General features: G+C 72.3%; 21 protein-coding genes. 13 read left to right on the forward strand and 8 right to left on the reverse strand.

Annotated elements, in window-relative coordinates; translation table 11 throughout:
• The first annotated feature begins 66 nt into the window (after positions 1-66).
• The 4 genes from AB0I71_RS25570 to AB0I71_RS25585 are packed head-to-tail and all read left to right on the forward strand — an operon-like array spanning position 67 to position 4,578.
• On the forward strand, positions 67-3,165 hold the full coding sequence (locus tag AB0I71_RS25570) for a sensor histidine kinase (RefSeq protein WP_357588692.1): 3,099 nt from the start codon (positions 67-69) through the stop codon (positions 3,163-3,165).
• On the forward strand, positions 3,162-3,569 hold the full coding sequence (locus tag AB0I71_RS25575; protein WP_099849649.1) for a roadblock/LC7 domain-containing protein: 408 nt from the start codon (positions 3,162-3,164) through the stop codon (positions 3,567-3,569). The genes AB0I71_RS25570 and AB0I71_RS25575 overlap by 4 nt, the downstream gene beginning before the upstream one ends.
• 42 nt (positions 3,570-3,611) lie before the next feature.
• Entirely contained in the window at positions 3,612-3,974 is a 363-nt protein-coding gene (locus AB0I71_RS25580; RefSeq protein ID WP_099849651.1) for a DUF742 domain-containing protein, read from the forward strand.
• Positions 3,955-4,578, forward strand: a complete 624-nt coding sequence (locus AB0I71_RS25585; protein ID WP_203997167.1) for an ATP/GTP-binding protein — start codon at positions 3,955-3,957, stop codon at positions 4,576-4,578. The genes AB0I71_RS25580 and AB0I71_RS25585 overlap by 20 nt, the downstream gene beginning before the upstream one ends.
• A 92-nt stretch (positions 4,579-4,670) precedes the next feature.
• On the opposite strand, the gene AB0I71_RS25590 is transcribed toward AB0I71_RS25585, so the two are convergent.
• The 5 genes from AB0I71_RS25590 to AB0I71_RS25610 are packed head-to-tail and all read right to left on the reverse strand — an operon-like array spanning position 4,671 to position 12,175.
• Positions 4,671-5,759: a uroporphyrinogen-III synthase gene (locus AB0I71_RS25590; RefSeq protein ID WP_357588695.1), complete on the reverse strand. Its 1,089-nt coding sequence runs from the start codon at positions 5,757-5,759 to the stop codon at positions 4,671-4,673.
• Positions 5,759-6,106, reverse strand: a complete 348-nt coding sequence (gene nirD, locus AB0I71_RS25595) for a nitrite reductase small subunit NirD (RefSeq protein ID WP_357588696.1) — start codon at positions 6,104-6,106, stop codon at positions 5,759-5,761. Before nirD ends, AB0I71_RS25590 begins: the two co-directional genes overlap by 1 nt.
• A complete protein-coding gene (gene nirB, locus AB0I71_RS25600; protein WP_357588698.1) occupies positions 6,103-8,625 on the reverse strand; it encodes a nitrite reductase large subunit NirB in 2,523 nt (840 codons plus the stop codon). Before nirB ends, nirD begins: the two co-directional genes overlap by 4 nt.
• Positions 8,622-10,067, reverse strand: a complete 1,446-nt coding sequence (locus tag AB0I71_RS25605) for an FAD-dependent oxidoreductase (RefSeq protein ID WP_357588700.1) — start codon at positions 10,065-10,067, stop codon at positions 8,622-8,624. The genes nirB and AB0I71_RS25605 overlap by 4 nt, the downstream gene beginning before the upstream one ends.
• A complete protein-coding gene (locus tag AB0I71_RS25610; RefSeq protein WP_357588702.1) occupies positions 10,064-12,175 on the reverse strand; it encodes a molybdopterin oxidoreductase family protein in 2,112 nt (703 codons plus the stop codon). Before AB0I71_RS25610 ends, AB0I71_RS25605 begins: the two co-directional genes overlap by 4 nt.
• Positions 12,176-12,322: 147 nt before the next feature.
• Between AB0I71_RS25610 and AB0I71_RS25615 the strand changes: the two genes are divergently transcribed.
• The 8 genes from AB0I71_RS25615 to AB0I71_RS25650 all read left to right on the forward strand — a co-directional run bounded on the left by AB0I71_RS25615 (position 12,323) and on the right by AB0I71_RS25650 (position 19,076).
• A complete protein-coding gene (locus tag AB0I71_RS25615; protein ID WP_357588704.1) occupies positions 12,323-13,021 on the forward strand; it encodes a class I SAM-dependent methyltransferase in 699 nt (232 codons plus the stop codon).
• 183 nt (positions 13,022-13,204) lie between these two features.
• A complete protein-coding gene (locus AB0I71_RS25620) occupies positions 13,205-13,462 on the forward strand; it encodes a hypothetical protein (protein ID WP_155214581.1) in 258 nt (85 codons plus the stop codon).
• Positions 13,440-13,745 (forward strand): type II toxin-antitoxin system PemK/MazF family toxin, encoded by a 306-nt coding sequence (locus AB0I71_RS25625; protein WP_357588706.1) that lies wholly within the window; start codon positions 13,440-13,442, stop codon positions 13,743-13,745. Before AB0I71_RS25620 ends, AB0I71_RS25625 begins: the two co-directional genes overlap by 23 nt.
• Positions 13,746-13,865: 120 nt before the next feature.
• Positions 13,866-15,233, forward strand: a complete 1,368-nt coding sequence (locus AB0I71_RS25630) for a nitrate/nitrite transporter (RefSeq protein WP_357588709.1) — start codon at positions 13,866-13,868, stop codon at positions 15,231-15,233.
• 208 nt (positions 15,234-15,441) lie between these two features.
• On the forward strand, positions 15,442-15,885 hold the full coding sequence (gene rplM, locus AB0I71_RS25635) for a 50S ribosomal protein L13 (RefSeq protein WP_131303516.1): 444 nt from the start codon (positions 15,442-15,444) through the stop codon (positions 15,883-15,885).
• A 20-nt stretch (positions 15,886-15,905) separates the two neighbouring features.
• Positions 15,906-16,370, forward strand: a complete 465-nt coding sequence (gene rpsI, locus AB0I71_RS25640) for a 30S ribosomal protein S9 (RefSeq protein WP_018784602.1) — start codon at positions 15,906-15,908, stop codon at positions 16,368-16,370.
• Between the two features lie 133 nt (positions 16,371-16,503).
• Entirely contained in the window at positions 16,504-17,856 is a 1,353-nt protein-coding gene (gene glmM / locus AB0I71_RS25645) for a phosphoglucosamine mutase (protein WP_357588711.1), read from the forward strand.
• Positions 17,857-17,981: 125 nt separating this feature from the next.
• The gene (locus AB0I71_RS25650) at positions 17,982-19,076 is read left to right on the forward strand and encodes a hypothetical protein (RefSeq protein ID WP_357588713.1); all 1,095 of its coding nucleotides are present in this window, start codon (positions 17,982-17,984) and stop codon (positions 19,074-19,076) included.
• 11 nt (positions 19,077-19,087) lie between these two features.
• Here AB0I71_RS25650 and AB0I71_RS25655 read toward each other — a convergent pair whose 3' ends face one another.
• Positions 19,088-20,281, reverse strand: a complete 1,194-nt coding sequence (locus tag AB0I71_RS25655; protein ID WP_357588715.1) for a pyridoxal phosphate-dependent aminotransferase — start codon at positions 20,279-20,281, stop codon at positions 19,088-19,090.
• 156 nt (positions 20,282-20,437) lie between these two features.
• Between AB0I71_RS25655 and glmS the strand changes: the two genes are divergently transcribed.
• A complete protein-coding gene (gene glmS / locus AB0I71_RS25660) occupies positions 20,438-22,351 on the forward strand; it encodes a glutamine--fructose-6-phosphate transaminase (isomerizing) (protein ID WP_357588717.1) in 1,914 nt (637 codons plus the stop codon).
• An 11-nt stretch (positions 22,352-22,362) separates the two neighbouring features.
• On the opposite strand, the gene AB0I71_RS25665 is transcribed toward glmS, so the two are convergent.
• Together AB0I71_RS25665 and AB0I71_RS25670 are read right to left on the reverse strand one after the other, a co-directional pair.
• The gene (locus AB0I71_RS25665) at positions 22,363-23,958 is read right to left on the reverse strand and encodes an alpha/beta hydrolase (RefSeq protein ID WP_357588719.1); all 1,596 of its coding nucleotides are present in this window, start codon (positions 23,956-23,958) and stop codon (positions 22,363-22,365) included.
• Positions 23,955-24,275, reverse strand: coding sequence for a hypothetical protein (locus AB0I71_RS25670; RefSeq protein ID WP_357588722.1), 321 nt, complete (start codon positions 24,273-24,275; stop codon positions 23,955-23,957). The genes AB0I71_RS25665 and AB0I71_RS25670 overlap by 4 nt, the downstream gene beginning before the upstream one ends.
• Positions 24,276-24,316: the final 41 nt, after the last annotated feature.

Genomic DNA, 24,316 nt, shown 5'->3' on the forward strand with positions numbered 1-24,316 from the left:
GCGCCGGCCGTCGCTCGACGAACGGATCGGCGGTTCTGGCGGGAAGAAAACGACGGAGGCGATGTCGTGAGCACCGGACCGACGACCCTGCCCGCCAGCGGTGACGCCGCGCCGAAAAACGGCGGTCGGCTGCCCCGGCTGCGCGACGCCCGGATCCGGTCCAAGCTGGCGCTGATTCTGGTCGTGCCGGTGGCGGCGGTCATCGCGCTGGCCACGGTCCGCCTGGTCTCCGTTGGTGAGGGTGCCTACGACGCGAGTCAGTCCCGCGCACTCACGGCCCTGTCCATCGACGTCTCCGCCCTGACCAACGAGCTGCACGCCGAACGGATGGCGGCGGCGGCCTTCCTCGCCGCACCGCAGCAGCGAGCCGACGCGTACAACCTGCGGGTTCGCCAGACCCAGCAGCGGATCGACGAGTACCGCGAGGAGCGGGCCCGGGTCGGCGACGCGCCGGCCGCGATCCGCGACCGGCTCGCGGCCATCGACGCGCACCTGGACACCCTCGACGGCACCCGGCAGGAGGTGCTCGCCCGCCAGCAGATGGAGGTCGCCGAGGCGGCGTTGCGCTACGGCGTGGTCCTCAACGACCTGGTCGCCTACGGCGACGGGCTGGCCCAGCTGCCTGGCGACGAGGAACTCGGTGACACCCGCCGGGCGGTCGCCGCCTTCGCCCGCGCGAAGGCGGCCGTCGCCGAGGAGGAGGCGGTCGCCTTCACGGCTCTCAGCGGCGGCCGGCTGGACAACGAGCAGTTCTCCGCCTTCGTGGCCACCCTCACCGGGCAGCAGGAGGCGCTGGTGGCCTTCTCGCTCGCCGCCGACCCGGTGCAGCGGGCGTTGGTCGAGAGCACCGTTTCCGGTGACGCTGTGGTGCTTGCCGACCGGATCGCCACCGACCTCAGCCGGTCGGTCAACCAGCGGGCGCCGTTCACCGCCCAGGAGGCCACCGCAGCGATCGGCGCGGTCAACGAGCTGATGCGGTGGGCCGAGATCGAGCTGCAGAAACGGCTGCTCGCCCAGGCCGAGCAGGCCCGCACCGACGTCATTCGGCAGGCCGTCGTGGAGACGACGCTGGTGCTGCTCACCCTGATCATCGCGGTGACCCTGGCCGTGGTGCTGGCCCGCTCGCTGAACCACTCCCTGCGCCGGCTGCGGGAAGGCGCGCTCTCCGTGGCGAACCACGACCTGCCGGAGGCGGTGCGCCGGCTACAGGGGATGGGCAACGTCAGCGACGGCAGCGTCGACGAGATCGTCCGCGAGGTACGCGACCCGATCCAGCTCAACAACCGCGACGAGGTGGGACAGGTCGCGCTGGCCTTCAACGTCGTGCACCGGGAGGCGGTCCGGGTCGCCGCCGAACAGGCGGCCCTGCGGACCAGCGTCTCGGCGATGTTCCTGAACCTGGCCCGACGCAGTCAGACGCTCGTCGACCGCATGATCGGTGAGCTGGACGCGATCGAACGCGGCGAGGAGGACCCGAAGCGGCTCGCCCAGCTCTTCGAGCTCGACCACCTCGCCACCCGGATGCGCCGCAACGACGAGAACCTGCTCGTGCTGGCCGGGGCCGACTCGGCCGTGCCGCGCCGCGACGACGCACTGCTCGTGGATGTGCTGCGGGCCGCCCAGTCCGAGGTGGAGCTCTACAACCGGATCGAGTTCGGCACTGTCGACACCGACGTGTCGGTGGCGGCCCACGCGGTCAACGACGTGGTGCGACTGGTGGCCGAACTGCTCGACAACGCCACCCGCTTCTCGCCACCGAACACCACGGTGGTCGCCGACGGGCGGCGGATCCGGGACTACGTGCTCATCCAGATCGAGGACCGGGGTCTCGGTCTCACCGACGAGCAGCTGGATTCGCTCAATCGTCGGCTCGCCGCGCCGTCCACCGTCGACGTCGCGGCGTTCCGCCTGATGGGTCTGGCGGTGGTCAGCCGCCTGGCGGCCCGCTACGGCATCCGGGTCGAGCTGCGCCGCAACGTCGAGGGCGGCACCGTCGCCCAGGTCACCCTGCCCGCCGCCACCGTGGTGCTGCCCAGTCTGCGTGGTCGCGACCAGGCGATCACCCGGCCCCGGCAGCCGCTCGCGGTCGAGCAGCCCCCGCTCGCGTCGGTCGGCCTCGGCGATCCGGCCGGGGTCACCGGGCGCGGCAACACCGCGACCCTTGTCGACAGGTGGCACAACGGCACTCCCTCCGGCACCCCCTGGCCGGCCACCGAGGCGGCCCCCGTCGACCCACCCCCGACCCGTACGCCGCCGCCCGCCTTCAGCGGATTCAACGCGGGTACGCCAACTGTCGCGCAGCCCACCCTCGAACCGCTGCCGAGCCGGGGTACCGGCGACCACAGCCAGGCCGCCGCACCCGGGCTGCCGGTGGGACCGGTCGCGGGCGCGGGGGTCGCCGCACCGACGGGGTTCGCGCCGACCGCCGGCCAGCAGCCGGGCGGCGGCGGTTTCGACGGCTCCGGGTTCCGTGGGCTGGGCGCCAGCCTGGCCGCCACCGTCCCACCCGCCACGCGTCCGATCACCGTCCCGCCCGAGCAGTCCTCCGAGGCGCCCATCTTCCGGGAGATGGAGGCGGTCTGGTTCCGGTCGCACGGCAACGACGTCACCACGATCTTCAGCCGGCCACAGTTCGACGAGCCGGCGCCGCAGGCGGCCGCCGGCCCACCGGCGGCGCCCCCGGTCGAGCCGACCAGGGGACGGAGTCCGTTGCCAACCCGCACGCCGGGTGCGGCCGCCGCCGCGACGCCCGCGCCGCCACCGTCGTACACTTCCTCGTCCGCCAGCACGACCGGTCCGGCGCCGAGCGCGCCGCCGACCTCGCCCCCGCCGCCACCACCGTCCGCGCCACCGCAGTCCGCCCGGCCCGAAACCGGCCAACCGGAGGACGAGGCCTGGCGGACGGCGGCCGACGAGGGCTGGTCACGGGCCAGTCGGGCGGCCGAGCCCACCCCCGCCGGCACCACCCGGTCGGGGCTGCCGGTGCGGGTGCCCCAGGCACAGCTCGTGCCCGGTGGCATCGAGCCACGCGGCGGGCGTGAGCACGGCCGCCGGACCCCCGACGAAGTACGCGGTCTGCTGTCGGCCTACCACCGAGGCGTCCAGCGTGGTCGGACGGCCGGAGCGAGTCAGAACAGCACCTCGACCAAGGAGACGAGCCGATGAACAGGCCAGCGGCCATACAGGACATGGGTTGGCTGCTCAGCAACTTCGCCGACAGCGTGGCGGGCATCGCCCACGTGGTGGCGGTGTCCGCGGACGGGCTGTTGCTCGCCTCCTCGCGGGACCTGCCCACCGACCGGGCGGATCAGCTCGCTGCGATCACCTCCGGCGTGGTGAGCCTGACCGAGGGCGCCGCACGGATGTTCAGCGCCGGCGGGGTGTTGCAGACAGTGATCGAAATGGACAGTGGCTACCTGTTCCTGATGTCCATCAGTGACGGGTCGTCGATGGCGGTGCTCGCGGCGCGTAGCTGCGACGTCGGCCAGGTGGGTTACGAGATGGCGCTCCTGGTGGAACGGGTCGGTGCCGCGCTGGTGCCGCTGCCCCGGGACGCGGTGCGGTCGTAACGGGTGCACCGGACCGGCGGAAGGCAGAGGAGGTGATCGCGGATGGATCGGCAACGTGACCCACGGGGTGCGTTGGTCCGACCGTACGCGGTCACCCGTGGCCGGACCGAGCCGTTGCAGGACATCGCTCTGGAAGCGGTGTTGGTGGCCAGTCCCACCCAGATCGCCGAATCACGTTTCGCCGGGCACGACAAGCATCGCATCGCCATGGTCTGCGAGGGCCGGCCCGAGTCGCTGGCGGAGATCGCCGCGTACACCCGGCTGCCGCTGGGTGTCGCCCGGGTCCTGGTCGCCGACATGGTGGCCGAAGGCCTGTTGACGCTACAGACGGCCGCTCCCGCCACAGGTTACGAGGAGCGGATGGAAATGCTGGGAAGGGTGCTGAGTGGACTTCGCGAGCTATGACCCCGCCGGGGCCCGCCAGAGCCGGGGAATCATCTCCGCGAAGATCGTCGTCGCGGGTGGCTTCGGTGTCGGTAAGACCACGCTGGTCGGTGCGATCTCCGAGATCACACCGCTGACCACCGAGGCGGTGATGACCTCGGCGGGAGTCGGCATCGACGACCCGTCCAAGGTGCCGGGCAAGGAGACCACCACGGTCGCCATGGACTTCGGCCGCATCACCATGGCGCAGGATCTGATCCTGTACCTATTCGGCACGCCTGGGCAGACCCGGTTCTGGTTCATGTGGGACGAGATCATCCGGGGCGCGGTGGGTGCCGCGGTGCTGGTGGACACCCGCCGGATCACCGACGCGTTCGCCCCGCTCGACTACTTCGAGAACCGCAACCTGCCGTACGTGGTTGCGCTCAACCGGTTCGACGGCGCACCCCAGTACGAGCTGGACGAGGTGCGCGAGGCGTTGGCCATCTCGCCGGACGTGCCGTTGGTGATGACCGACGCCCGGCAGCGCGAGTCGGTCAAGCGGGTCCTGGTGACTGTCGTCGAGCACGCCATGGCGCGACTCCAGGCCGAGCACGACCGGGGCTTCCCGACCCCGGTCGGCTAGGCCCCCGAGTCTTCGGTGCCACCCGCCGGCCCGGCCGTGACCGGGCCGGCGGGTGGTGCGCCGCTGCGTCGACGTGGACTGTGGCGTGCCGCTCAGTCGACGCGGAGGCGGTAGCCCCGTTTGACCACCGTCTGCACCACGCGCGGTGCCTTCAGGCCGGCCCGCAGCCGGGCCACCGCCATCTCCACGGCGTGCTCGTCGGCGCCGCGCGGCAGCGTCCGCAACAGGGCGGTACGCGACAACACCCGCCCCGGGGTCTGGGCCAGCGCCCGCAACACCGCCATCGGGGCCGGGGCCAGCGGACGCAGCTCACCGTCGACCACCGCCGCGTGACCGCGCAGGGTGAGCAGATGCCCGGCGACCTTTATGGTCACCGTACGGCGGGGCAGTTCGTCGACGATGGTGCGGACCAGCGCGCCGAGCCGGGCCCGGCTCGGCGCGCTCACCGGCACCCCCCGCCGGACCAGCGGCTCGGCGGTGACGTGCCCGACGCAACTGGCAAGCACGTCACTGCGCAGCGCGTCCAGCACCGCCTCCGTCCGATCGCCGGCAGCCCGCAACAGCGCCTCCACCGCCGGCGCCGAGGTGAAGGTGACCGCGTCGACCAGCCGCCCCGCCACCAGGTCGACCAGCCGGTGCAACGGTGCCGGGTCGGTCGGTGGGGCCCAGCGGTAGACCGGGATCTCGATGACTGTGGCGCCGGCATCCTCCAGCGCACGGGTGCATTCCGGCTGCCGTTCGCCATGCAGCTGCATGGCGATCACCTGACCGGACACCCCACGCTGACGCAGGTGGTCGACCACCTCGTCACAGCTCTCCGAGGCGGGGGACCACTGGTCGTACAGCCCGGCGGCCCGGATCGCGCCGCGGGCCTTGGGACCCCGGGCCACCACGTACGCGTCGCCGAGGACCCCACGCAACGGCTCGGCGAGCCCCCAACCCTCGGCGGCCTCCAGCCACCCGCGCATCCCGATGCCGGTGTTGGCCATCAGGATGTCGGGTGGGCGTTCCAGGCAGGCGCGGGTGGCCTCGCGCAACTCGGTGTCGTCCGCGAGCGGCACGATCCGCAGGGCGGGGGCGAGCACCACCCGGGCGCCGCGCCGTTGGAGCAGCGCGGCGAGTTCGTCCCGCCGCCGGTCGGCGGTCACCCCGATGGTGAAGCCGGCCAGTTCCTCGCGCATCAGCCCTCCTGTCGCAGCCGCACCTCGACCATGCCGTTGTGGCAACGGACCTGGTGCCGAGCGACCGAAACGCCCGGCAGGTCGAGACAGTCCCCCGTGCGCAGGTCGTACACCTGCTTGTGCAGCGGCGACGCGACAGTCGGCACCTCGCCCCGGCTGCCCACGATCCCGCGGGAGAGCACGTACGCCCCGGAAACCGGGTCGAGGTTGTCGATCGCGTACAGCCCGTCCGCGGTCCGGAAGATCGCCACCTGCACCCCGGCGACGAGGGCGGCGACGCCCCGGTCCGGGTCCAGGCGATCCAACGGGCAGACGGTGACCCAGCTCAGCGTCGTCGCGGTGGTCATCGACGCACCTCCGGCAGGCCGAGCGCGACCGGTTGGCCGCCCTGCGCGCCGGATGGATGTCCGCCGACCGGTACCGGCTGTCCGCGTTCGGTGACGAAGGTGATCGACGGGTCGGGTACCTCCGGCGCGTTGACGAACGAGGTGAACCGGCGCAGCCGGTCGGCGTCGCCCAGCACGTCACGCCATTCGTCGGAGTAGGACACCACGTGCCGGGCCATCGCGGCGTCGAGTTCGGCGCAGAGGCCGAGTGAGTCGTCCACGATCACCGCCCGGAGATGGTCCAGGCCACCCTCCATCGCCTCGATCCAGGCGGCGGTGCGTTGCAGCCGGTCGGCGGTACGGATGTAGTACATCAGGAACCTGTCGATCAGCGTGACCAGCGCTTCCGTGGACAGGTCGGTGGCGAACAGGTCGGCGTGCCGGGGCCGGAAGCCGCCGTTGCCGCCGACGTAGAGATTCCAGCCGGTCTCGGTGGCGATGATGCCGAAGTCCTTGCTGCGGGCCTCGGCACATTCCCGGGCGCAGCCGGAGACCGCCGACTTGATCTTGTGTGGGGCGCGGAGGCCCCGGTAGCGCAGTTCCAGGGCGACGGCCAGGCCGACCGAGTCCTGCACCCCGTAGCGGCACCAGGTGGAGCCGACGCAGGACTTCACCGTGCGCAATGCCTTGCCGTACGCGTGCCCGGACTCGAACCCGGCGTCGACCAGCCGACGCCAGATCTGCGGCAGCTGGTCCACCCGGGCGCCGAACAGGTCGATCCGCTGCCCACCGGTGATCTTCGTGTAGAGGTTGAAGTCACGGGCCACCTCGCCGATGATGATCAGCTTCTCCGGGGTGATCTCCCCACCCGGGATCCTGGGCACCACCGAATAGCTTCCGTCGCGTTGCAGGTTCGCCAGAAAGTGGTCGTTGGTGTCCTGCAACGAGGCCTGCTCGCCGTCGAGGATGTGACCGTTGCCGAGCGAGGCGAGGATCGAGGCGACCACCGGCTTGCAGATGTCGCAACCCCGCCCCCGCCCGTGCTCGGCGATCAGCCGGGAGAACGTCCTGATTCCGCGTACCCGGACGATGTCGAAAAGCTCCTGCCGGCTGACGTCGAAGTGCTCGCACAACGCCTTCGACTGGACGACTCCGGCCGCGTCGAGCAACTGCTTCAGCATCGGTACGCAGGAGCCACAGCTCGTCCCGGCCCGGGTGCACGCCTTCAGGGCGGCCACGTCGGCGCAGCCGTCCGCGATGGCCGTGTCGATGTCCGCCCGGGTCACCGCGTTGCAGGAGCAGACCTGGGCGGTCGCGGGCAGGGCACCGGCTGTGGCCCCCACCGCGTTGTCGCCGGCCAGCAGGGCCAGCGGAGCGGCCGGCAGCGGCCCGCCGACGCTGGCCCGCAGCGTCGGGTACGCGCTGGCGTCGCCGACCAGCACCCCGCCGAGCAGCGTCGACGCGTCGTCGGAGAGGACCAGCTTGGCGTACGCCCGGGCGGCCGGGTCGGTCCAGGTGACGTCCAGGCAGCCAGGTGTCGCGCCGTGCGCGTCGCCGAACGAGGCGACGTCGACACCGAGCAGCTTGAGCTTGGTGGCGGTGTCCGCGCCCGGGAAGGTGGCGGCGCCGCCGACCAGCCGGTCGGCCACCACCTCCGCCATCGCGTAGCCGGGGGCGACCAGGCCGTAGCAGGTGCCGTCGACCGCCGCGCACTCGCCGACCGCGTAGATCCGTTCGTCGGTGGTCCGGCAGCCGTCGTCCACACGTACGCCGCCGCGTGGACCGATGTCGAGTCCGGCCGCCCGGGCCAGCTCGTCGCGGGGTCGGATGCCGGCGGCCACCACCACCAGGTCGGCGTCGAGCACCGCACCGTCGGCGAGTTCCAGGGCGGCCACCGCCCCGTCCACGCCGGGCCGCAGCGCGGTGGTCGCCACGCCCAGGTGGCAGGACACGTCCAGATCCTCGACGTAGCGGCGGAGCATCGCGCCGCCGGCGGTGTCCACCTGCACCGGCATCAGCCGGGGGGCGAACTCCACAACGCTTGTGGTCAGCCCGAGCAGGCGCAGCGCGTTCGCCGCCTCCAGGCCGAGCAGCCCGCCGCCGATCACCGCGCCGGTGCGGCGGTCCTTCGCGTACCGGCGGATGGCGGCGAGATCGTCAAGGGTCCGGTAGACGAAGACGCCGGTCAGGTCCGCTCCCGGCACCGGCGGCACGAACGGGTACGACCCGGTGGCGAACACCAGGAAGTCGTACGGGTACTCGCCGGCGGACGTGGTCACCACCCGGCGGCTCCGGTCCACGCCGGTGGCCGGCTCGCCGAGCCGCAACTCGACCCCGTCGTGCGGGGTGTGCAGGTTCAGATCCTCCTCGTCGGCACCGTCGAAGTACGCCGAGAGCCGCACCCGGTCGTACGCCGGCCGGCTCTCCTCGGCGAGCACCGTGACCCGCCACCGTCCCTGTGGGTCCCGGGCCCGCAGCGCGTCCACGAACCGCTGGCCGACCATGCCGTTGCCGATGACGACCACGTTGCCGCCGGTCATCGCCCCACCTCCACCGGATCCGTTCTGGACAACCAGTCGACGATGCCGGCGACCGCGTCGCGGCATCCGCCGCAGCCGGTGCCGGCCCGGGTCCCCGCCACGACGGCGTCGACAGTGCGGGCACCGTTTCGCCAACACCGCACGAGGGCCCCCTTGCTCACCGTGTTGCACTGGCAGACCGTGGCCGCGTCCGGCATCAGCGCCGGTGACGCGGCCGGTGCCGCGACGGCGCCGCCGACCGCCCGGCCGAGCAGCAGTGCGCGCCGGTCGGTGGGCACCGGGTGACCACGGTCGAACAACTGAATCACCGTGCCCACCGAGGGGTTGTCGCCGAGCAGGATCGCGGCGGCCAACCGCTCGTCGTGAATGCGCAGCCAGGCGTAGGTGCCCCGGGCCGGATCGGCGAAGGTCAGCTCCTCGCCGGGCCCACCCGTCGGGTCACCCATCGCGGCGAGATCGATGCCGGCCGCCTTGAGTCGGGTGACCGCCGGTCGTGGCCGGTACCGGGCCAGTGGGTCCTGCCCGGTCACCACCTGGGCCACCACCCGGGCCTGCGCCCAGGCCGGTGCCACCAGCCCGGTCAGCGTGCCGTCGTGCTGGGCGCAGTCGCCGATCGCGGAGATGCGCCGGTCACTTGTCCGCAGCCGGTCGTCGACAAGCACACCCCGTTCCACGGCCAGGCCGGCTGCCGCGGCGAGAGCGGTGTCGGGGCGTACGCCGCAGGCGAGCACCAGCAGATCGGCGTCGAGCGACCGACCGTCGGACAGTTCCAGCCGCACCCCTGCGGCGTCGGCGTGTACCGCGGTCGGCTCCACCGCCAGGTGGGTGCTCACGCCGAGACTGGTGAGCGTACCGGCGAGCATGGCCCCGGCGGCCGGGTCGAGCTGGCGGTCCATCAGGTACGGCACCCGGTGCACCACGCCCACGTCGAGCCCTCGGAGGGCCAGCCCTCGGGCGGCCTCCAGGCCGAGCAGCCCGCCCCCGAGCACCAGGGCACGTCGGGCGGTACCGGCGAGGGCGAGGATGCGTCGGCAGTCGTCAAGGGTGCGGAACGGGATCACGCGCTCCGGGAGGCGCCCCGGGTCGAGCCCGGGCAGCGCAGGCACCACCGCGCGGCTGCCGGTGGCGAGGACGAGATGGTCGTAGGGGATCCGGTCGCCGTCGTCGGTGCGTACCTGGCCGGTGGCGCGGTCGATCGCGCTCACCGTCACCCCGGTACGCAGGTCCACGCCGCGTCCGGCGACCTCCGCCAACTCCACGTCCGACTCGCCGATCTTGCCGGTGAGCAGGGTGGACAGCATGATCCGGTTGTACGCGGGGTGCGGTTCCGCGCCGAGCACGGTGACCTTCAGGTCCTCGCCACGGGCGTGCAGTTCCGCCGCCACCCGGGCACCGGCCATTCCGTTGCCGACCACCACGACCCGCTCGCTGCGCCCGGTCATGCCTTCTCCACCCGTACCGCGCAGATCTTGAACTCCGGCATCCCGGAGATCGGGTCGACGGCGTCGTTGGTGACCGAGTTCGCCCGTGCCCGTCCACTCCAGTGGAACGGTGCGAAGACGGTGTCCGGTCGGATGCCGGGGCTCAATCGGGCCGGTGCCTGGAACTCGCCACGCCGCGAGAGCACCCGTACCGGCTCGCCGTCGGCGACGCCCAGCCGTTCGGCGAGGTCCGGATGCAGCTCCACGAACGCCTCGGGAGCCGCCCGGCGCAGCGCGGCCACCCGGCGGGTCTGGGTGCCGGACTGGTACTGGGCGAGTACCCGGCCGGTGGTGAAGTACAGCGGGTAGTCGGCGCAGACCTCCTCGGCCGCCGGCCGGTGCTCCACCGGGTGGAACCGGGCCAGCCCGTCGGCGGTGGCGAAGCGGTCGGTGAAGAGCCGGGGGGAGTCGGGTCCTTCGTCGTCCGGGCACGGCCAGAAGACGCCGTCGGCCGCGTCGATCCGGTCCCAGCTGATCCCGGCGTAGTCGGCGAGGCCGCCGGCCGAGGCACGGCGCAGCTCGGCGAAGACGGTGCGCGGGTCGTCGGACGGCGGCCGTACCGGCGGCCGGAGACGCGCGGAGAGGGCGGCCAGGATCGCCAGATCGGTGCGGACACCCGCCGGGGGCGGACGTAGCGCCCGGCGGCGCAGCACCCGCCCTTCCAGGTTGGTCATCGTGCCGTCCTCCTCGGCCCACTGGGCGGTGGGCAGCACCACGTCGGCCAGCGCGGCCGTTTCGGAGAGCAGGAAGTCGGCGACGACAAGCAGGTCCAGGTCGCGCAGGCGGCCCTCGATCCGGGCGGCGCGGGGTGCGGAGACCACCGGGTTCGAGCCGAACACCAGCAGCGCCCGGGGCCCCTGGTCGGTGCCGAGCGAGTCCAGCAGCTGGTACGCCGGCACGCCCGGCCCGGGCAGCTCGTCGGCGGGCACCCCCCAGACCCGGGCGACGTGGGCCCGGGCCTCCAGATCGTCGATGCGTCGGTACCCGGGGAGCTGGTCGGCCTTCTGCCCGTGCTCCCGGCCGCCCTGCCCGTTGCCCTGCCCGGTGAGGCAGCCGTAGCCGGAGCCGGGACGGCCGGGCAGACCGAGCGCGAGGGCGAGGTTGACGAAGCCGGTGACGGTGTCGACACCCTTGGCGTGCTGTTCGGCGCCGCGTGCGGTGAGGATGATCGCCCGTCCGGCGCTGCCGAGGGCTCGCGCGGTCTCCTCCAGGTCGGCCACGGGCACGCCGGAGAGCGCTTCGGCGCGCGCCGGCCACCACCCCGCCACGGTGCGTCGCACCGCGGTGAAGCCGGTGGTACGGGTGGCGATGTACTCGCCGTCGACGTACCCCTCGGTCAGTGCGATGTGCAGCAGCGCGTTGGCCACCGCCAGGTCGGTGCCGGGCAGCGGTTGCAGGTGCAGGTCGGCCTGGCGGGCGGTGGCGGTGACCCGCGGGTCGATCACGATCAGCCGGCCGCCCCGTTCCCGTTGCTCGGTCAGCCAGCGCATCAGCGGCGGCATGGTCTCCGCCGGGTTCGCGCCGACCAGCAGCAGGGTGTCCGCCCGACCCAGGTCGGACAGCGGGAACGGCAGCCCCCGGTCCACGCCGAAGGCCCGCATGCCGGCGGCTGCGGCCGACGACATGCAGAACCGTCCGTTGTAGTCGATGTGCCGGGTGCCCAGTGCCACCCGTGCGAACCGGCCCAACGCGTACGCCTTCTCGTTTGTGAGTCCGCCCCCGCCGAAGACGGCGACCGCGTCGCGGCCGCGCTTCTCCTGCACGTCGCGAATGCCGGTGATGATCCGGTCCAGCGCGGCGTCCCAACTGGCCGGGCGCTGCTCGCCGCTGGTCGGGTCGCGCAGCAGGGGACTCGTCAACCGGTCCGGGTGGCTGAGCAGTTCCGCCGAGGTCCAGCCCTTCTGGCACAGGCCACCCCGGTTGGTGGGGAACTGGCGGGGGAGCACGCTTACCGCGTCGCCCTCCTCGCGCAGGACCATCCCGCACTGGAGAGCGCAGTACGGGCAGTGGGTGGCCACCTCCCGAGGCTCCCGCCCCGGTCGCGTCGCCGGCCGTGCACCGTCTGTCATGTCGGCAAAGCGTGCCGTTGGGCAGTTTCCGGTCCGCGTCCCGTTTGTTTCGGTCCTGTCAAGAGCCGCTCACACCGCACCGCGGCTGAGAGCCGGCTCGCGAGGTCTACAATGTGGAACGAAAATCCTGTTATCTGGGAGGCTGTCATGAGCGTGGCCGATGCGTTCGACGCGGTGGCGGGTAGCTACGACGCCGCCCGGCGCAGGCTGGTGCCCTGCTTCGACGCGTTCTACACCACGGCCGTCGAGGTGGCCGCGCCACCGTTGCGGGCCGCCCTGGCGGCCGGTCGTACGCCCGAGGTGCTCGATCTCGGCGCCGGGACCGGTCTGCTGTCGGCGCTGCTCTCCGCCACCGTGCCCGGCGTGCGGCTGACCCTCGTGGACGCCGCGCCGCAGATGCTTGCCGTCGCCGCCGAGCAGTTGGCCGGCCGGGGCGTCGCGCACCGGTTGGTGGTGGCCGACCTGGCTGACCCGTTGCCTGCCGGGCGGTACGACGCCGTGGTCAGCGCGCTGGCCATTCACCACCTGGACGACTCCGCCAAGCGTGACCTCTACCGGCGGGCGGCCGGGTCGCTGGTGCCCGGTGGAGTCCTCGTCAACGCCGAACAGGTGGCCGGCCCGACCCCGGAGCTGGATCGGCGTTACCACGACGTCTGGCTGGCGCAGGTCGCGGCGCTCGGTTCCGATTCCGCCGAGATCGCCGCTGCCGAGCAACGGATGGCCTACGACCGCCCCGCACCGGTGACGGAGCAGTGCCGTTGGCTGACCGAGGTGGGCCTGGTGGACGTGGACTGCTTCTTCAAGGCGTGGCGCTTCGCCGTCATCGGCGGCCACGCGCCGGGCTGAACCGGCGCCCCGAGGTCTCAGGGCCCTGCCAGCCAGTCTGCTGCGTGTCCCGTCGAGCCGTCGGCGCTATCAGTTCGACAGCACAGGCAGGGGAGTGTTCGGGCGGTCGGCTGCGGTGGCCCGGCGGGCCAGGGGAGTGCTTCGGGGATGACTAGGAGTCATACCCACGGGTAGTCTGCCGGTATGACAGCCAAGGTGACTCTGTCGTTCGCTGACGAGACGATCGCGGACGCCCGGCGGTTCGCCAAGCGGGAAGGGCTCTCGCTCTCCGCCTGGATGGACCAGGCGGCCCGGGAGAAGGCGCTGCGCGAGGTCTTCGCCGCGCACGCCGCCGCGGTCGGGCGCGCCGGGTTGGATCTGGAATCCGCCTCGCTCGCCGATGCCCAGGAGGTCGGCATGGTCGACGATCTGCTCTTCGGTGGTCCGCCGCGTGCTGCGTAGGGGCGAGGTCTGGCGGATCGAAGGAGCCCGGGAGCGCCTCGGCCTGGTGATCAGTTCCGATGTCTACAACTCCACGGCGGTGCCCATCGTGATCGTGGCCGAGGTGGTGGAGGCGGCACTGCTGCGTGACTCGCCCCTGGCGGTGCCGATGGGGGAGCAGGTGGTGATGCCCGACCGGATCTCCTCGCCGATGAAGAAGTGGTTCACCGAGTGCGTGGACGTCGCCGACGCGGAGACGATGCGGCGGGTGGACCGGGCGTTGCGTATCCTCCAGCAACTCTGACCGCAACTCCGCCGGCACCGCGCTCCTCACCACCGCCGCCGGTTGGTGGTGCGCTCCCCGTTGCCCGGCCGACCCGAACGGCGAACGCCGTGGTAACGGCAGCTCCCTAGCTTCTGCGCCATGACCACCACGAGCGCGCAGCCGCCGGTAATCGAAGAGGAGAGCCTGGACCGCCGACCGGGTCGGTGGATCGGGCACTGGGCACCTGAGGATCCGGCCTTCTGGCGGCGGATCGGCAGCGGTGTCGCCCGGCGCAACCTCATCTGGTCGATCTTCGCCGAGCACATCGGCTTCTCGGTGTGGCTGCTCTGGAGCATCGTCGTCGTCCGGCTCGGCGACGCCGGCTGGCAGCTCACCACCAGCCAGGCGCTCTGGCTGACCGCCGTACCCAGCGGGGTCGGCGCCCTGCTGCGGCTGCCGTACACCTTCGCCGTGCCGGTCTTCGGCGGCCGTAACTGGACGGTCATCTCCGCGTTGCTGCTGATCGTGCCCTGCGCCGGACTGGCCTGGGCGGTCGAGCACCCGGAGATCGGCTTCGTGCCGTTGCTGCTGATCGCCGCCACGGCCGGACTCGGCGGCGGCAACTTCGCCTCCAGCATGGCCAACATCTCCTTCTTCTATCCCGAGCGGGAGAAGGGATGGGCGTTGGGGTTGAACGCCGCGGGCGGGAACATCGGGGTCGCCGTCGTGCAGTTCGTGGTGCCCCAGGTGATCGTGCTCGGCGGCGGGCTCGCGTTGGCCCGGGCCGGCCTGATGTACATCCCGTTGGCGGTGATCGCCGCCGTCTGCGCGTACCTGTTCATGGACAACCTGGTCGAGGCGAAGGCCGACGTGCGGCCGGTCTGGTCCTCGCTGCGGCACCGCGACACCTGGATCATGTCGCTGCTGTACATCGGCACCTTCGGCTCCTTCATCGGTTACTCGGCAGCCTTCCCCACCCTGCTCAACTCGGTGTTCGGCCGGCCGGACGTCGCGCTGGCCTGGGCGTTCCTCGGCGCGGGGGTGGGCTCGCTCTGCCGGCCGTTCGGTGGTCGCCTGTCCGACCTCGTCGGCGGGGCCCGGGTCACGGTGGCCAGCTTCGTGCTGATGGCGATCGGTGCCCTGGGCGCGCTCTGGTCGGTCGAACGACGCAGCATGGGCCTGTTCTTCGTGGCTTTCCTGCTGCTCTTCGTGGCCACCGGCGTCGGCAACGGTTCGACCTACCGGATGATCAGCAGGATCTTCCAGATCAAGGGCGAGGAGCAGGGCGGCGCGCCCGAGGTGATGCTGGCGATGCGTCGGCAGGCCGCCGGTGCCCTGGGCATCATCTCCGCGGTCGGTGCCTTCGGCGGTTTCCTGGTGCCGATCTGTTACGCCTGGGCCCGGTCGACCTACGGGGGCATCCAGCCGGCACTGCGCTTCTACGTCGGGTTCTTCCTGGTGCTGCTGGTGGTCACCTGGGTGGCGTACCTGCGTCCGGGTAGCCGGATGGCCCGCGCGGGGGTGTGACGGCCGTCATGTCGGCCCCACTTGCCCCGCCGGCCGGACCCCGTTTTGACCGGCCGGCGGGGCTGCGGGTATCGTTGCCTGCTGTTGTACGACATCTAGAGGCGTGCCGCCTGAGGTACGCTTGGTCGTTCGTGCGCGCTGGTCCGGCTGGGATGTCCTGGTCACCTCGGCGCGCGACCCCAGACCGACGACGAGACAAGGTAGACCTGTGCGTACGTACAGCCCGAAGCCGGGTGAGATCGAGCGTCAGTGGCACGTCATCGACGCCTCTGATGTCGTGCTGGGCCGCCTGGCCACCCACGCCGCCACGCTGCTGCGGGGCAAGCACAAGCCGACTTTCGCGCCGCACGTCGACACGGGCGACTTCGTCGTCATCGTGAACGCGGGCAAGGTGGCGCTGACCGGCAACAAGCGCCAGCAGAAGATCGCTTACCGGCACTCCGGCTACCCGGGTGGCCTGAAGCAGGTCGGCTACGAGGAGTTGCTGACCAAGCGCCCCGAGCGGGCCATCGAGCTGGCGGTGAAGGGGATGCTCCCGCACAACAAGCTCGGCCGTCAGCTCATCAAGAAGCTGAAGGTCTACGCCGGTGCCGAGCACCCGCACGGCGCGCAGCAGCCGATGCCGTTCGAGATCAAGCAGATCGCGCAGTGAGCGCGGGCGAAGGAAGCAGCATGACCGACATCACCGCCACCGAGGTCGCCCCTGAGGCCACCGAGGCGCCGGCGCCCGTCGCGCGCGCGCCTCGTGGAGACCGCCCGATCCAGACCGTGGGTCGGCGCAAGGAGGCCATCGTCCGGGTGCGCATCGTGCCGGGCACCGGCAAGATCACCTGCAACGGGCGTGACCTGGAGGCGTACTTCCCGAGCAAGGTGCACCAGCAGCTGATCAAGGATCCGCTGGTGACCGCCGAGAAGCCCGAGGCGTTCGACGTCATCGCCAACCTGCGTGGCGGTGGCACCACCGGCCAGGCTGGTGCGCTGCGGCTGGCCATCGCCCGGGCGCTCATCGTCAGCGAGCCCGACGACCGCCCGGCGCTGAAGAAGGCCGGCTTCCTGACCCGGGACGCCCGGGTCAAGGAGAGCAAGAAGTACGGCCTCAAGAAGGCCCGTAAGGCTCCCCAGTACTCGAAGCGCTGATCTCCAGCCGCACCTTGTACTTCTGACGGACGGCCGGTCCGCCTCCCCTCGACAGGGGAGGTGGGCCGGCCGTTTCCGTCGCTCGCGACAAGGCATTCTTCCCTGTATCGGCAGTTCATCGGAGGTTGTGGGTATGGGCCGGTTGTTCGGCACGGACGGCGTACGCGGGCGGGCGAACGCCGATCTCACCCCGGAGTTGGCGCTCTCGGTGGCCGTCGCGGCCGCCCACACCCTCGCCGAGTCGGACCGTGGCCGCGCCCCGCTGGCCGTGGTGGGTCGGGACACCCGGGCCAGCGGCGAGATGCTTGAGGCGGCCGTGGTGGCCGGGCTGACCAGCGCGGGCGCGACGGTGATCCGGGTCGGCGTGCTGCCCACGCCGGCGGTGGCGTTCCTCACCGCGGAGGCCAAGGCTGACCTCGGGGTGATGCTGTCGGCCTCGCACAATCCGATGCCGGACAACGGGATCAAGCTGTTCGCCGCTGGCGGCCACAAACTGCCCGACGAGATCGAGATGCGGATCGAGGCGGCGATCGAGGCCAACGCCGCCAGCGCCTGGGAGCGCCCGATCGGCGCGGGAGTGGGTCGGGTGCACGACCTGCTCGACGGTGCGAACCACTACGTGCAGCACGTCGTCGGAACGGCGTCGCACCGGCTCGACGGGATCAAGGTGGTGGTCGACTGCGCCAACGGCGCCGCCGCCGAGGTGGCTCCGGCGGTCTACCGGGAGGCCGGTGCCGAGGTCATCGCGATCCACGCCGAGCCGGACGGGCTCAACATCAACGACGAGTGCGGCTCCAACCACATCGAGGCGCTGCGCCAGGCGGTGGTGGAGCACGGGGCGCATCTCGGCATCGCGCACGACGGCGACGCCGACCGGTGCGTGGCCGTGACCGCCGACGGCGAGGAGGTCGACGGCGACCAGGTGATGGCGATCCTGGCGCTGGCCATGCGGGAGGCCGGCACGCTGACCGGGGACACCCTGGTCGCCACCGTGATGAGCAACCTCGGCCTGCGCCTGGCCATGTCCGCCGAGGGCATCCGGCTGGTCGAGACCAAGGTCGGCGACCGGTACGTGCTTGAGGAGCTGCGGGCCTCCGGGCTCGCCCTGGGCGGCGAGCAGAGCGGGCACATCGTGATGCCGGCGTACGCGACCACCGGCGACGGTGTGCTCACCGGGCTGCACCTGATGGCCCGGATCGCGGCCACCGGCCGCTCCCTGGCGGACCTCGCCAGCGTGGTCACCAAGCTGCCGCAGGTGCTGATCAACGTGCCGGTCGGTGACCGCACCGTCGGCGCCGCCGCGCCCGCGGTACGCGCCGAGGTCGAGCGGGCCGAGGCCGAGCTGGGCGAGACGGGCCGGGTGCTGCTGCGCCCGTCGGGTACCGAGCCACTGGTCCGGGTGATGGTCGAGGCCGCCACCGAGCAGACGGCCCGCGACGTCGCCGAGCGCATCGCCGCCCACGTCCGAACCGCCAGCCCGGCCTGACCCTGACCGCCTGCGGTGATCGGCTCCACCGTGGCCGGACGGGCGTCCCCCTACTGTGTAGGGTGCCGTGGGACGATGACCGCCGGCCGCCGTAGGGGCGGACACCACGTCTCACGGGGGTGACTGTGTCCCACCCAGCTTCTCCTGGTTCCGTCGGGCAACCCACCGACAGTGCGCTGGACGAGGCGTCGCCCGGCGCGCCGCAGAGCTGGCTCGGGGCCCGCTGGGGCCGACTGCTCATGATCATGATCGTCCTGGGGCTGATCATCGGCTCCGTGGCGACACCGTGGTCCGAGGTGACGATCGAGGTGCTGGGCAGCCGGGCCGGCTCGCTCCTCTACCAGGATTCGACGGTCGGGCTCAGCGTCACCGAGATCGGCGGGTGGGGATGGGCGTACCTGCTCCTGGTGGTGCCGTTGGTGCTGCTGACGTTGGCCTCGGTGATGCTGCCCGGGTACGCGGGACGGGCCGCCGCCGTCGCGGCGGGTGGCGCCCTGCTGGCCACGTCGACGGTCCTGGCCGGTGCCGCTTATCGCCTCTCGTCGACGCCCGACGAGGGTGCCGCCCGCTGGGCTGAGATCGTGCGCCGGGTGGCGCCCGCCCTGGACCGGGACTACGGGGCCATCTGGTTCGCCTACGAAAGCTCCGGGCTGACGTTGGCGGTGCTCGTCGTGGCAGCCCTCGCCGCCGTGGTGCTGGCCAGTTGGTGGCCGGGCGCCGGCCGGATCGTCGCTGCCGCGGCCGGCACCTTGGCGCTGCTCGCCGGCCTCGCGCTGCCCTGGCTGACCGTGTACGGCGCGACCGCTGACGGACTGGACCGGCGCGACGTCTGGTGGCCCACCTTCGGCACCGCATCGGTGCTCACCATGGTCGGCACGCTGGCACTCGCCGCCCTGACCTGGTGGGCCGTGCTACGTCGGTCGACCCGAGGCCGGCTGCCCCTGCTGCTCGTCACGGTGCCGGCGGCCTGCACGCTCGTCCTCGTGCACGATTATCTCGGGCTGGATCCTGAGGAATGGCAGGATGCGGCCGAGCGTGCCCGCTACCTCGCGGTCACCGACGACATCCGTTCGGCGGTCGAATTCGCTCAGCTCGCACCCGCGCTCTTCCTCGCGGCGATGGTGCTGGCCTGGTCGGCGGCGCGGCGGCGAGCCCGGGCCGCGCGGTCGGCGGTCGGTGCGGCGCCGGTCGACACCGGTACGGCCCACGCCCCGAACTGACGCCGGTCCGGTCAGCGGACCTCGGGCAGCCGGCGCAGCCGGGACACCGCCTCGGCCAGCACCTCGGGGCGTTTGCAGAAGGCGAACCGGATCAACCGCCGACCGGCCTCAGGGTCGTCGTAGAAGACCTGGGTGGGTACCGCCACCACGCCGGACCGCTCGGGCAGCGTGCGGCAGAAGTCGACCCCGTCGGTGCCACCGAGGGCGGTGATGTCGGCGGTGACGAAGTACGTGCCCTCCGGGTTGAGCACCTGGAACCCGGCGGCGTTCAGCCCGTCGACGAGTTGGTCACGGCGGGCCTGCAGGTCGGCCCGGAAGGCGGTGAAGTAGTCGTCGGGCAGGGCGAGTGCCACCGCCACCGCGGGTTGCAGGGGCGCGGCGTTGACGAAGGTGAGGAACTGCTTGACCCGCAGGACCGCCGACACCAGCGCCGCCGGCCCACTGGCCCAACCCACCTTCCAGCCGGTGCAGGAGAAGGTCTTGCCGGCCGAGGAGATCCGCAGGGTGCGCTCGCGCATCCCGGGCAGCGTGGCCAGCGGCACGTGCCCACTCGCGGCGTCGGTGAAGGCCAGGTGCTCGTACACCTCGTCGGTGACCGCGTACGTGTCGTGCTCCTGGCACAGCTGCGCGACCAGCGCCAGCTCGTCCGGGGTGAACACCTTGCCGGTCGGGTTGTGCGGCGAGTTCAGCAGCACCAGCCGGGTACGCGCACCGAAGGCGGCCCGCAACTCGTCCGAGTCGAAGGCGTACCGCCCGTCGCTGTCGGGTCGGAGGGTCACCGGTCGCCGGATCGCGCCGGCCAGGGCGATCGAGGCGGCGTACGAGTCGTAGTAGGGCTCGAAGCAGACCACCTCGTCGCCGGGTTCGCAGAGGGCGAGGATGGCCGCGGCGACCGCCTCGGTGGCTCCGGCGGTCACCACCACCTCGCCGTCCGGGTCGTACTCCAGTCCCCAGAAGCGGCGCTGGTGTGCCGCCACGGCCGCCCGTAGTTCGGGAACGCCGGGACCGGGTGGGTACTGGTTGCGGCCGGCGGCCAGGGCCTGTGCCGCGGCGGCGAGCATCTCGGGCGGGCCGTCGGTGTCCGGGAAACCCTGCCCCAGGTTCACCGCGCCGGTACGCACCGCGAGGGCGGACATCTCGGCGAAGATCGTCGTCCCGAACTGTCGCATCCGGGCCACCAGCGGGTCGACAGCGCTGCTCGTCACGCCCGTCAGGGTACGGGTGGGAGCTGCCGGCCCGCCCGCCACCGGATGCGTGCTTTGTGGCAGCCTTCACCGCCAAAGCCAGATCGCTCAAATTCAGTGATTGTTTACCCCGCTTTCGAGCAGACATCGTGAGCGAAACTAGCTAGGCTGCCACCCATGTGTGGAATCGTGGGTTACGCCGGCGCCCGACCGGCGCTCGGCATCGTGCTCGACGGCTTGCGGCGGTTGGAGTACCGCGGCTACGACTCGGCCGGCGTCGCCGTCGTCTGCGACGGCGAGCTGCTGACCGAGAAGAAGGCCGGCAAGCTGGCCAACCTGGAGAAGGTGCTCTCCGAGCGGGCGGCCGAGGACCCGGCCGGCTGCGCCGCCAGCCCGATCGGCATCGGCGACGGCACCACCGGCATCGGACACACCCGGTGGGCCACCCACGGCGGTCCCACGGACCGCAACGCCCATCCACACCTGTCGCCCGACGGGCGGGTCGCGGTGATCCACAACGGCATCATCGAGAACTTCGCCAAGCTCCGTACCGAGCTGGAGGACAAGGGCGTCACCTTCACCAGCGACACCGACACCGAGTGCGCCGCGCACCTGCTCTCGGCTGCCCTGACCGACCTGCGGGCGGCCGGCCAGCCGGACGGGCCGCAGCTGCTGACCGCCGCCATGCGGGTGGTCTGCCAGCGGCTGGAAGGCGCCTTCACACTGCTCGCCGTCGACTCGGCGATTCCCGACGCGGTGGTCGGCGCCCGCCGCAACTCACCCCTGGTGGTCGGCCGCGGGAACGGGGAGAACTACCTCGCCAGCGACGTCGCCGCGTTCATCGAGCACACCCGGGACGCGGTCGAGCTGGGCCAGGACCAGATCGTCCTGATCACCGGTGACAGCATCGAGATCACCGACTTCGACGGCCAGCCGGCCAGCGGCAAGGACTTCCACATCGACTGGGACTCCTCCGCCGCCGAGAAGGGCGGCTACGACTGGTTCATGCTCAAGGAGATCGCGGAGCAGCCGGAGGCGGTCGCCGACACGCTCCTCGGGCGGCTCACCGAGACCGGCGAGATCATGCTCGACGAGGTCCGCCTCAGCGACCAGGACCTGCGCGACGTCGACAAGGTCTTCATCGTCGCCTGCGGCACCTCCTACCACGCCGGGATGGTGGCGAAGTACGCCATCGAGCACTGGACCCGGATCCCCTGCGAGGTGGAGCTGGCCAGCGAGTTCCGCTACCGCGACCCGGTGCTGGACCGGTCCACCCTGATCGTGGTGATCTCGCAGTCCGGCGAGACCATGGACACCCTGATGGCGCTGCGCCACGCCAAGGAGCAGAAGGCCCGGGTGCTGGCGATCTGCAACACCAACGGCTCCACGATTCCCCGGGAGTCCGACGCTGTCCTCTACACCCACGGCGGGCCGGAGATCGCCGTCGCCTCCACCAAGGCGTTCCTCACCCAGCTGGTCGCCTGCTACCTGATCGGGCTGCACCTGGCCCAGGTGCGCGGCGTCAAGTTCGCCGACGAGGTGGCGGCCGTGGTCGAGCAGCTCCATCAGGTGCCGGACAAGCTGCGGGATCTGCTCGGGCGGGTCGAGCCGGTCCGCGAGCTGGGCCGCGAGCTGCGCGGCGAACCGACGATCCTGTTCATCGGCCGGCACGTCGGCTACCCGGTGGCGTTGGAGGGCGCGCTCAAGCTCAAGGAGCTGGCGTACATGCACGCCGAGGGCTTCGCCGCAGGTGAGCTGAAGCACGGCCCGATCTCGCTCATCGACAAGAACACCCCGGTCATCTGCATCGTCCCGTCGCCGGTGGGTCGGGGCATGCTGCACGACAAGGTCGTCTCCAACATCCAGGAGGTACGCGCGCGCGGTGCCCGCACCATCGTCATCGCCGAGGAGGGCGACGAGTCGGTCGTCCGGTACGCCGATCACCTGATCTACGTCCCGCGTACGCCCACCCTGCTCGCCCCGCTGGTCACCACGGTGCCGCTCCAGGTGCTCGCGGCCGAGATCGCCGCCGCCCGGGGCCACGACGTCGACCAGCCGCGCAACCTCGCCAAGTCCGTCACCGTGGAGTAGTCGGCGACCGGTCACCGGCCCAGCACCACCCGCGCCATGCCGTCCAGCGCCGGATTGTCCGGATGCCAGTAGCCGGTGTGGCCGTAGCGGCCGCTGGGAAACGTCCGGCCCCCGAAACCCGGCTCGGCCGGGTCGCGCCCGAACCAACGTTCGTCGCCCGACCCGGCCAGCCAGCCGGCGATCGTGCCGACCGGGGAGGCACCGAGCACCGCCCGCCGGCCCAACTCGTCAGGTGGGCGGGTCAGCCGGATCACGTCGTCCGGTGCGGTGCTGGCCCACACCTGCCCGGGTGGCAGTCCCAGATCGGCCGCGTGCGTCACGCCGACCCCGGGTGAGCCGACGAAGACCAGCGCGTCCGCGGCAAGGCCGTGATCGCGAGCTGCGGTGCCCACCACCAGCGACCCGTAGCTGTGCCCGAGCACGGTCTGTCGGCCCGGCGGGCCGTCGTGGGTGGCCCGCAGTCCCTCCTGGAACCGGTGCAGCGCCTCCCCGGCCGCGCGGGCCTGCCCGTCCCAGGCCGCCTCGTGCAGGAAATCCGGGGCGTCGTAATCCAGCCAGAGCACCGCCGAGGTCTGCTCACCCGGGGCCAGCTCGGCACAGCGGGCCAGCACCCGCGCCGCCCGGCCCAGCTCGCCGGTGGCGTCGTCGAGCCCGGCGGTCATCCCCGGCACGTAGGTGAGCACATCAGTGGCCCGGTCCGGGTTGCCCAGCGCCACCACCGCCCGCCCTTCGCCGCCGACGTCCAGACCCAGCAGGTAGGCCCGTGGCTGCTGGGTCGACGCCAGCCGGTCGACCAGCGCGTCCAGGCCGGACAGCCTGGCCTCGACACCGCGTAGCCCGGCCACCTCCAGCGGGCCTCGGGGCACCCGGGCCAGCAACTGCTCCCACCGCTCGACGAGCGCCGCCCGCCGGGCCGCGAGCAGCAGCCGGTTGGCCTGGTCACGGGCGTCGGCCGGCACCCCGTCGAGTCGCCCGGTCAGCTCCGGCTCGTGCACCACAAACCAGCGGCGCTCGGCCGGGGTGAGCCCGGCCCACCAGCGCCGCACCACACCGGGCTCGGCGTTCGGCGGTGGGTACGCCGGTGGCTGGGCCGTCCAGCCGGCACCTGCGGCCTCGGTCAGCCGGGCGAGTCGTGTCGTGGCCTCGCCGTCGGCCGTGGCGGCCAGGTCGAGGGCGTCCCGCAGGGCCGTGGCCACCTGGTGCACCGTCAGGCCGCCCGGGTCCGGTGGCACCCGGGCCGGATCGGCGCGTACGCCTCCCCGGCGGTCGATAAGCACACCTGTGGCGGCGGCCAACGCCACGGCTGCCGCCAGCCGGGCCCGGGCGGCCACCAACCGGGCGGCGAACTCGGCGAGGACCTGATCGGTCTCGATCGCGACCGGAACCAGCGCGACCAGTTCCTCGCGCAGCCCGGACAGCCGGGCACCTGCCGACTCGGCGGCCCTGCCGGACCAGCCGGTGCGCAGTGTGGCGCCGCCGTCGGCAAGCTCATCGGCCCGCCGCTCGGCCACCCCGGCCAGGCTCGCCCAGGCCGATCCGGTGGCCCGCCACGCGGCCGGGTCGACCGTGGAGAGCTGGGTGTAGGCGACAGGCACCGGTGCGCTCATCGGGACAGGGCGGCGAGCCGGGCGGCGGCCCTGGCGTCCACCGACTCGTACGCTCCGGCGGCGGCGCGGACCGCGTCGCTGGTCTCCGCCACCCGGGCACCGAGCCGCCCGGACCAGGCGTGCACGGCCGCCTCCAGACCGGCGAGCGCCCGCGCCGTCGACCATTCCCGGGCCGGCGCGGTCAGCACCGGACCGTCGGCCAGCCCGTGCGCCAGCCGGTAGCCGGTGTCACCCAGCGCCCGCCCGACCCGGTGCAGCAGCTCCGGCCGTACGGCCAGCTTCTCCTCGGCCATCGTTCCTCCCACCTGGGTCAGCACGACGCCGACGCTAGGCGGTGGCGGTGCCGGCGGAGGTGCCC

It is taken from the genome of Micromonospora sp. NPDC049891, from assembly GCF_040660295.1.
Taxonomy (GTDB): Bacteria; Actinomycetota; Actinomycetes; order Mycobacteriales; family Micromonosporaceae; genus Micromonospora.

What these genes read in the sequence shown, in the direction of transcription:
- AB0I71_RS25575 (WP_099849649.1), top strand. Translation starts at nt 3,162, where the DNA reads ATGAACAGGCCAGCGGCCATACAGGACATGGGTTGGCTGCTCAGCAAC.
- AB0I71_RS25580 (WP_099849651.1), top strand. Translation starts at nt 3,612, where the DNA reads ATGGATCGGCAACGTGACCCACGGGGTGCGTTGGTCCGACCGTACGCG.
- AB0I71_RS25590 (WP_357588695.1), bottom strand. Translation starts at nt 5,759, where the DNA reads ATGCGCGAGGAACTGGCCGGCTTCACCATCGGGGTGACCGCCGACCGG.
- nirD (WP_357588696.1), bottom strand. Translation starts at nt 6,106, where the DNA reads ATGACCACCGCGACGACGCTGAGCTGGGTCACCGTCTGCCCGTTGGAT.
- nirB (WP_357588698.1), bottom strand. Translation starts at nt 8,625, where the DNA reads ATGACCGGCGGCAACGTGGTCGTCATCGGCAACGGCATGGTCGGCCAG.
- AB0I71_RS25605 (WP_357588700.1), bottom strand. Translation starts at nt 10,067, where the DNA reads ATGACCGGGCGCAGCGAGCGGGTCGTGGTGGTCGGCAACGGAATGGCC.
- AB0I71_RS25610 (WP_357588702.1), bottom strand. Translation starts at nt 12,175, where the DNA reads ATGACAGACGGTGCACGGCCGGCGACGCGACCGGGGCGGGAGCCTCGG.
- AB0I71_RS25615 (WP_357588704.1), top strand. Translation starts at nt 12,323, where the DNA reads ATGAGCGTGGCCGATGCGTTCGACGCGGTGGCGGGTAGCTACGACGCC.
- AB0I71_RS25620 (WP_155214581.1), top strand. Translation starts at nt 13,205, where the DNA reads ATGACAGCCAAGGTGACTCTGTCGTTCGCTGACGAGACGATCGCGGAC.
- AB0I71_RS25630 (WP_357588709.1), top strand. Translation starts at nt 13,866, where the DNA reads ATGACCACCACGAGCGCGCAGCCGCCGGTAATCGAAGAGGAGAGCCTG.
- rpsI (WP_018784602.1), top strand. Translation starts at nt 15,906, where the DNA reads ATGACCGACATCACCGCCACCGAGGTCGCCCCTGAGGCCACCGAGGCG.
- glmM (WP_357588711.1), top strand. Translation starts at nt 16,504, where the DNA reads ATGGGCCGGTTGTTCGGCACGGACGGCGTACGCGGGCGGGCGAACGCC.
- glmS (WP_357588717.1), top strand. Translation starts at nt 20,438, where the DNA reads ATGTGTGGAATCGTGGGTTACGCCGGCGCCCGACCGGCGCTCGGCATC.
- AB0I71_RS25665 (WP_357588719.1), bottom strand. Translation starts at nt 23,958, where the DNA reads ATGAGCGCACCGGTGCCTGTCGCCTACACCCAGCTCTCCACGGTCGAC.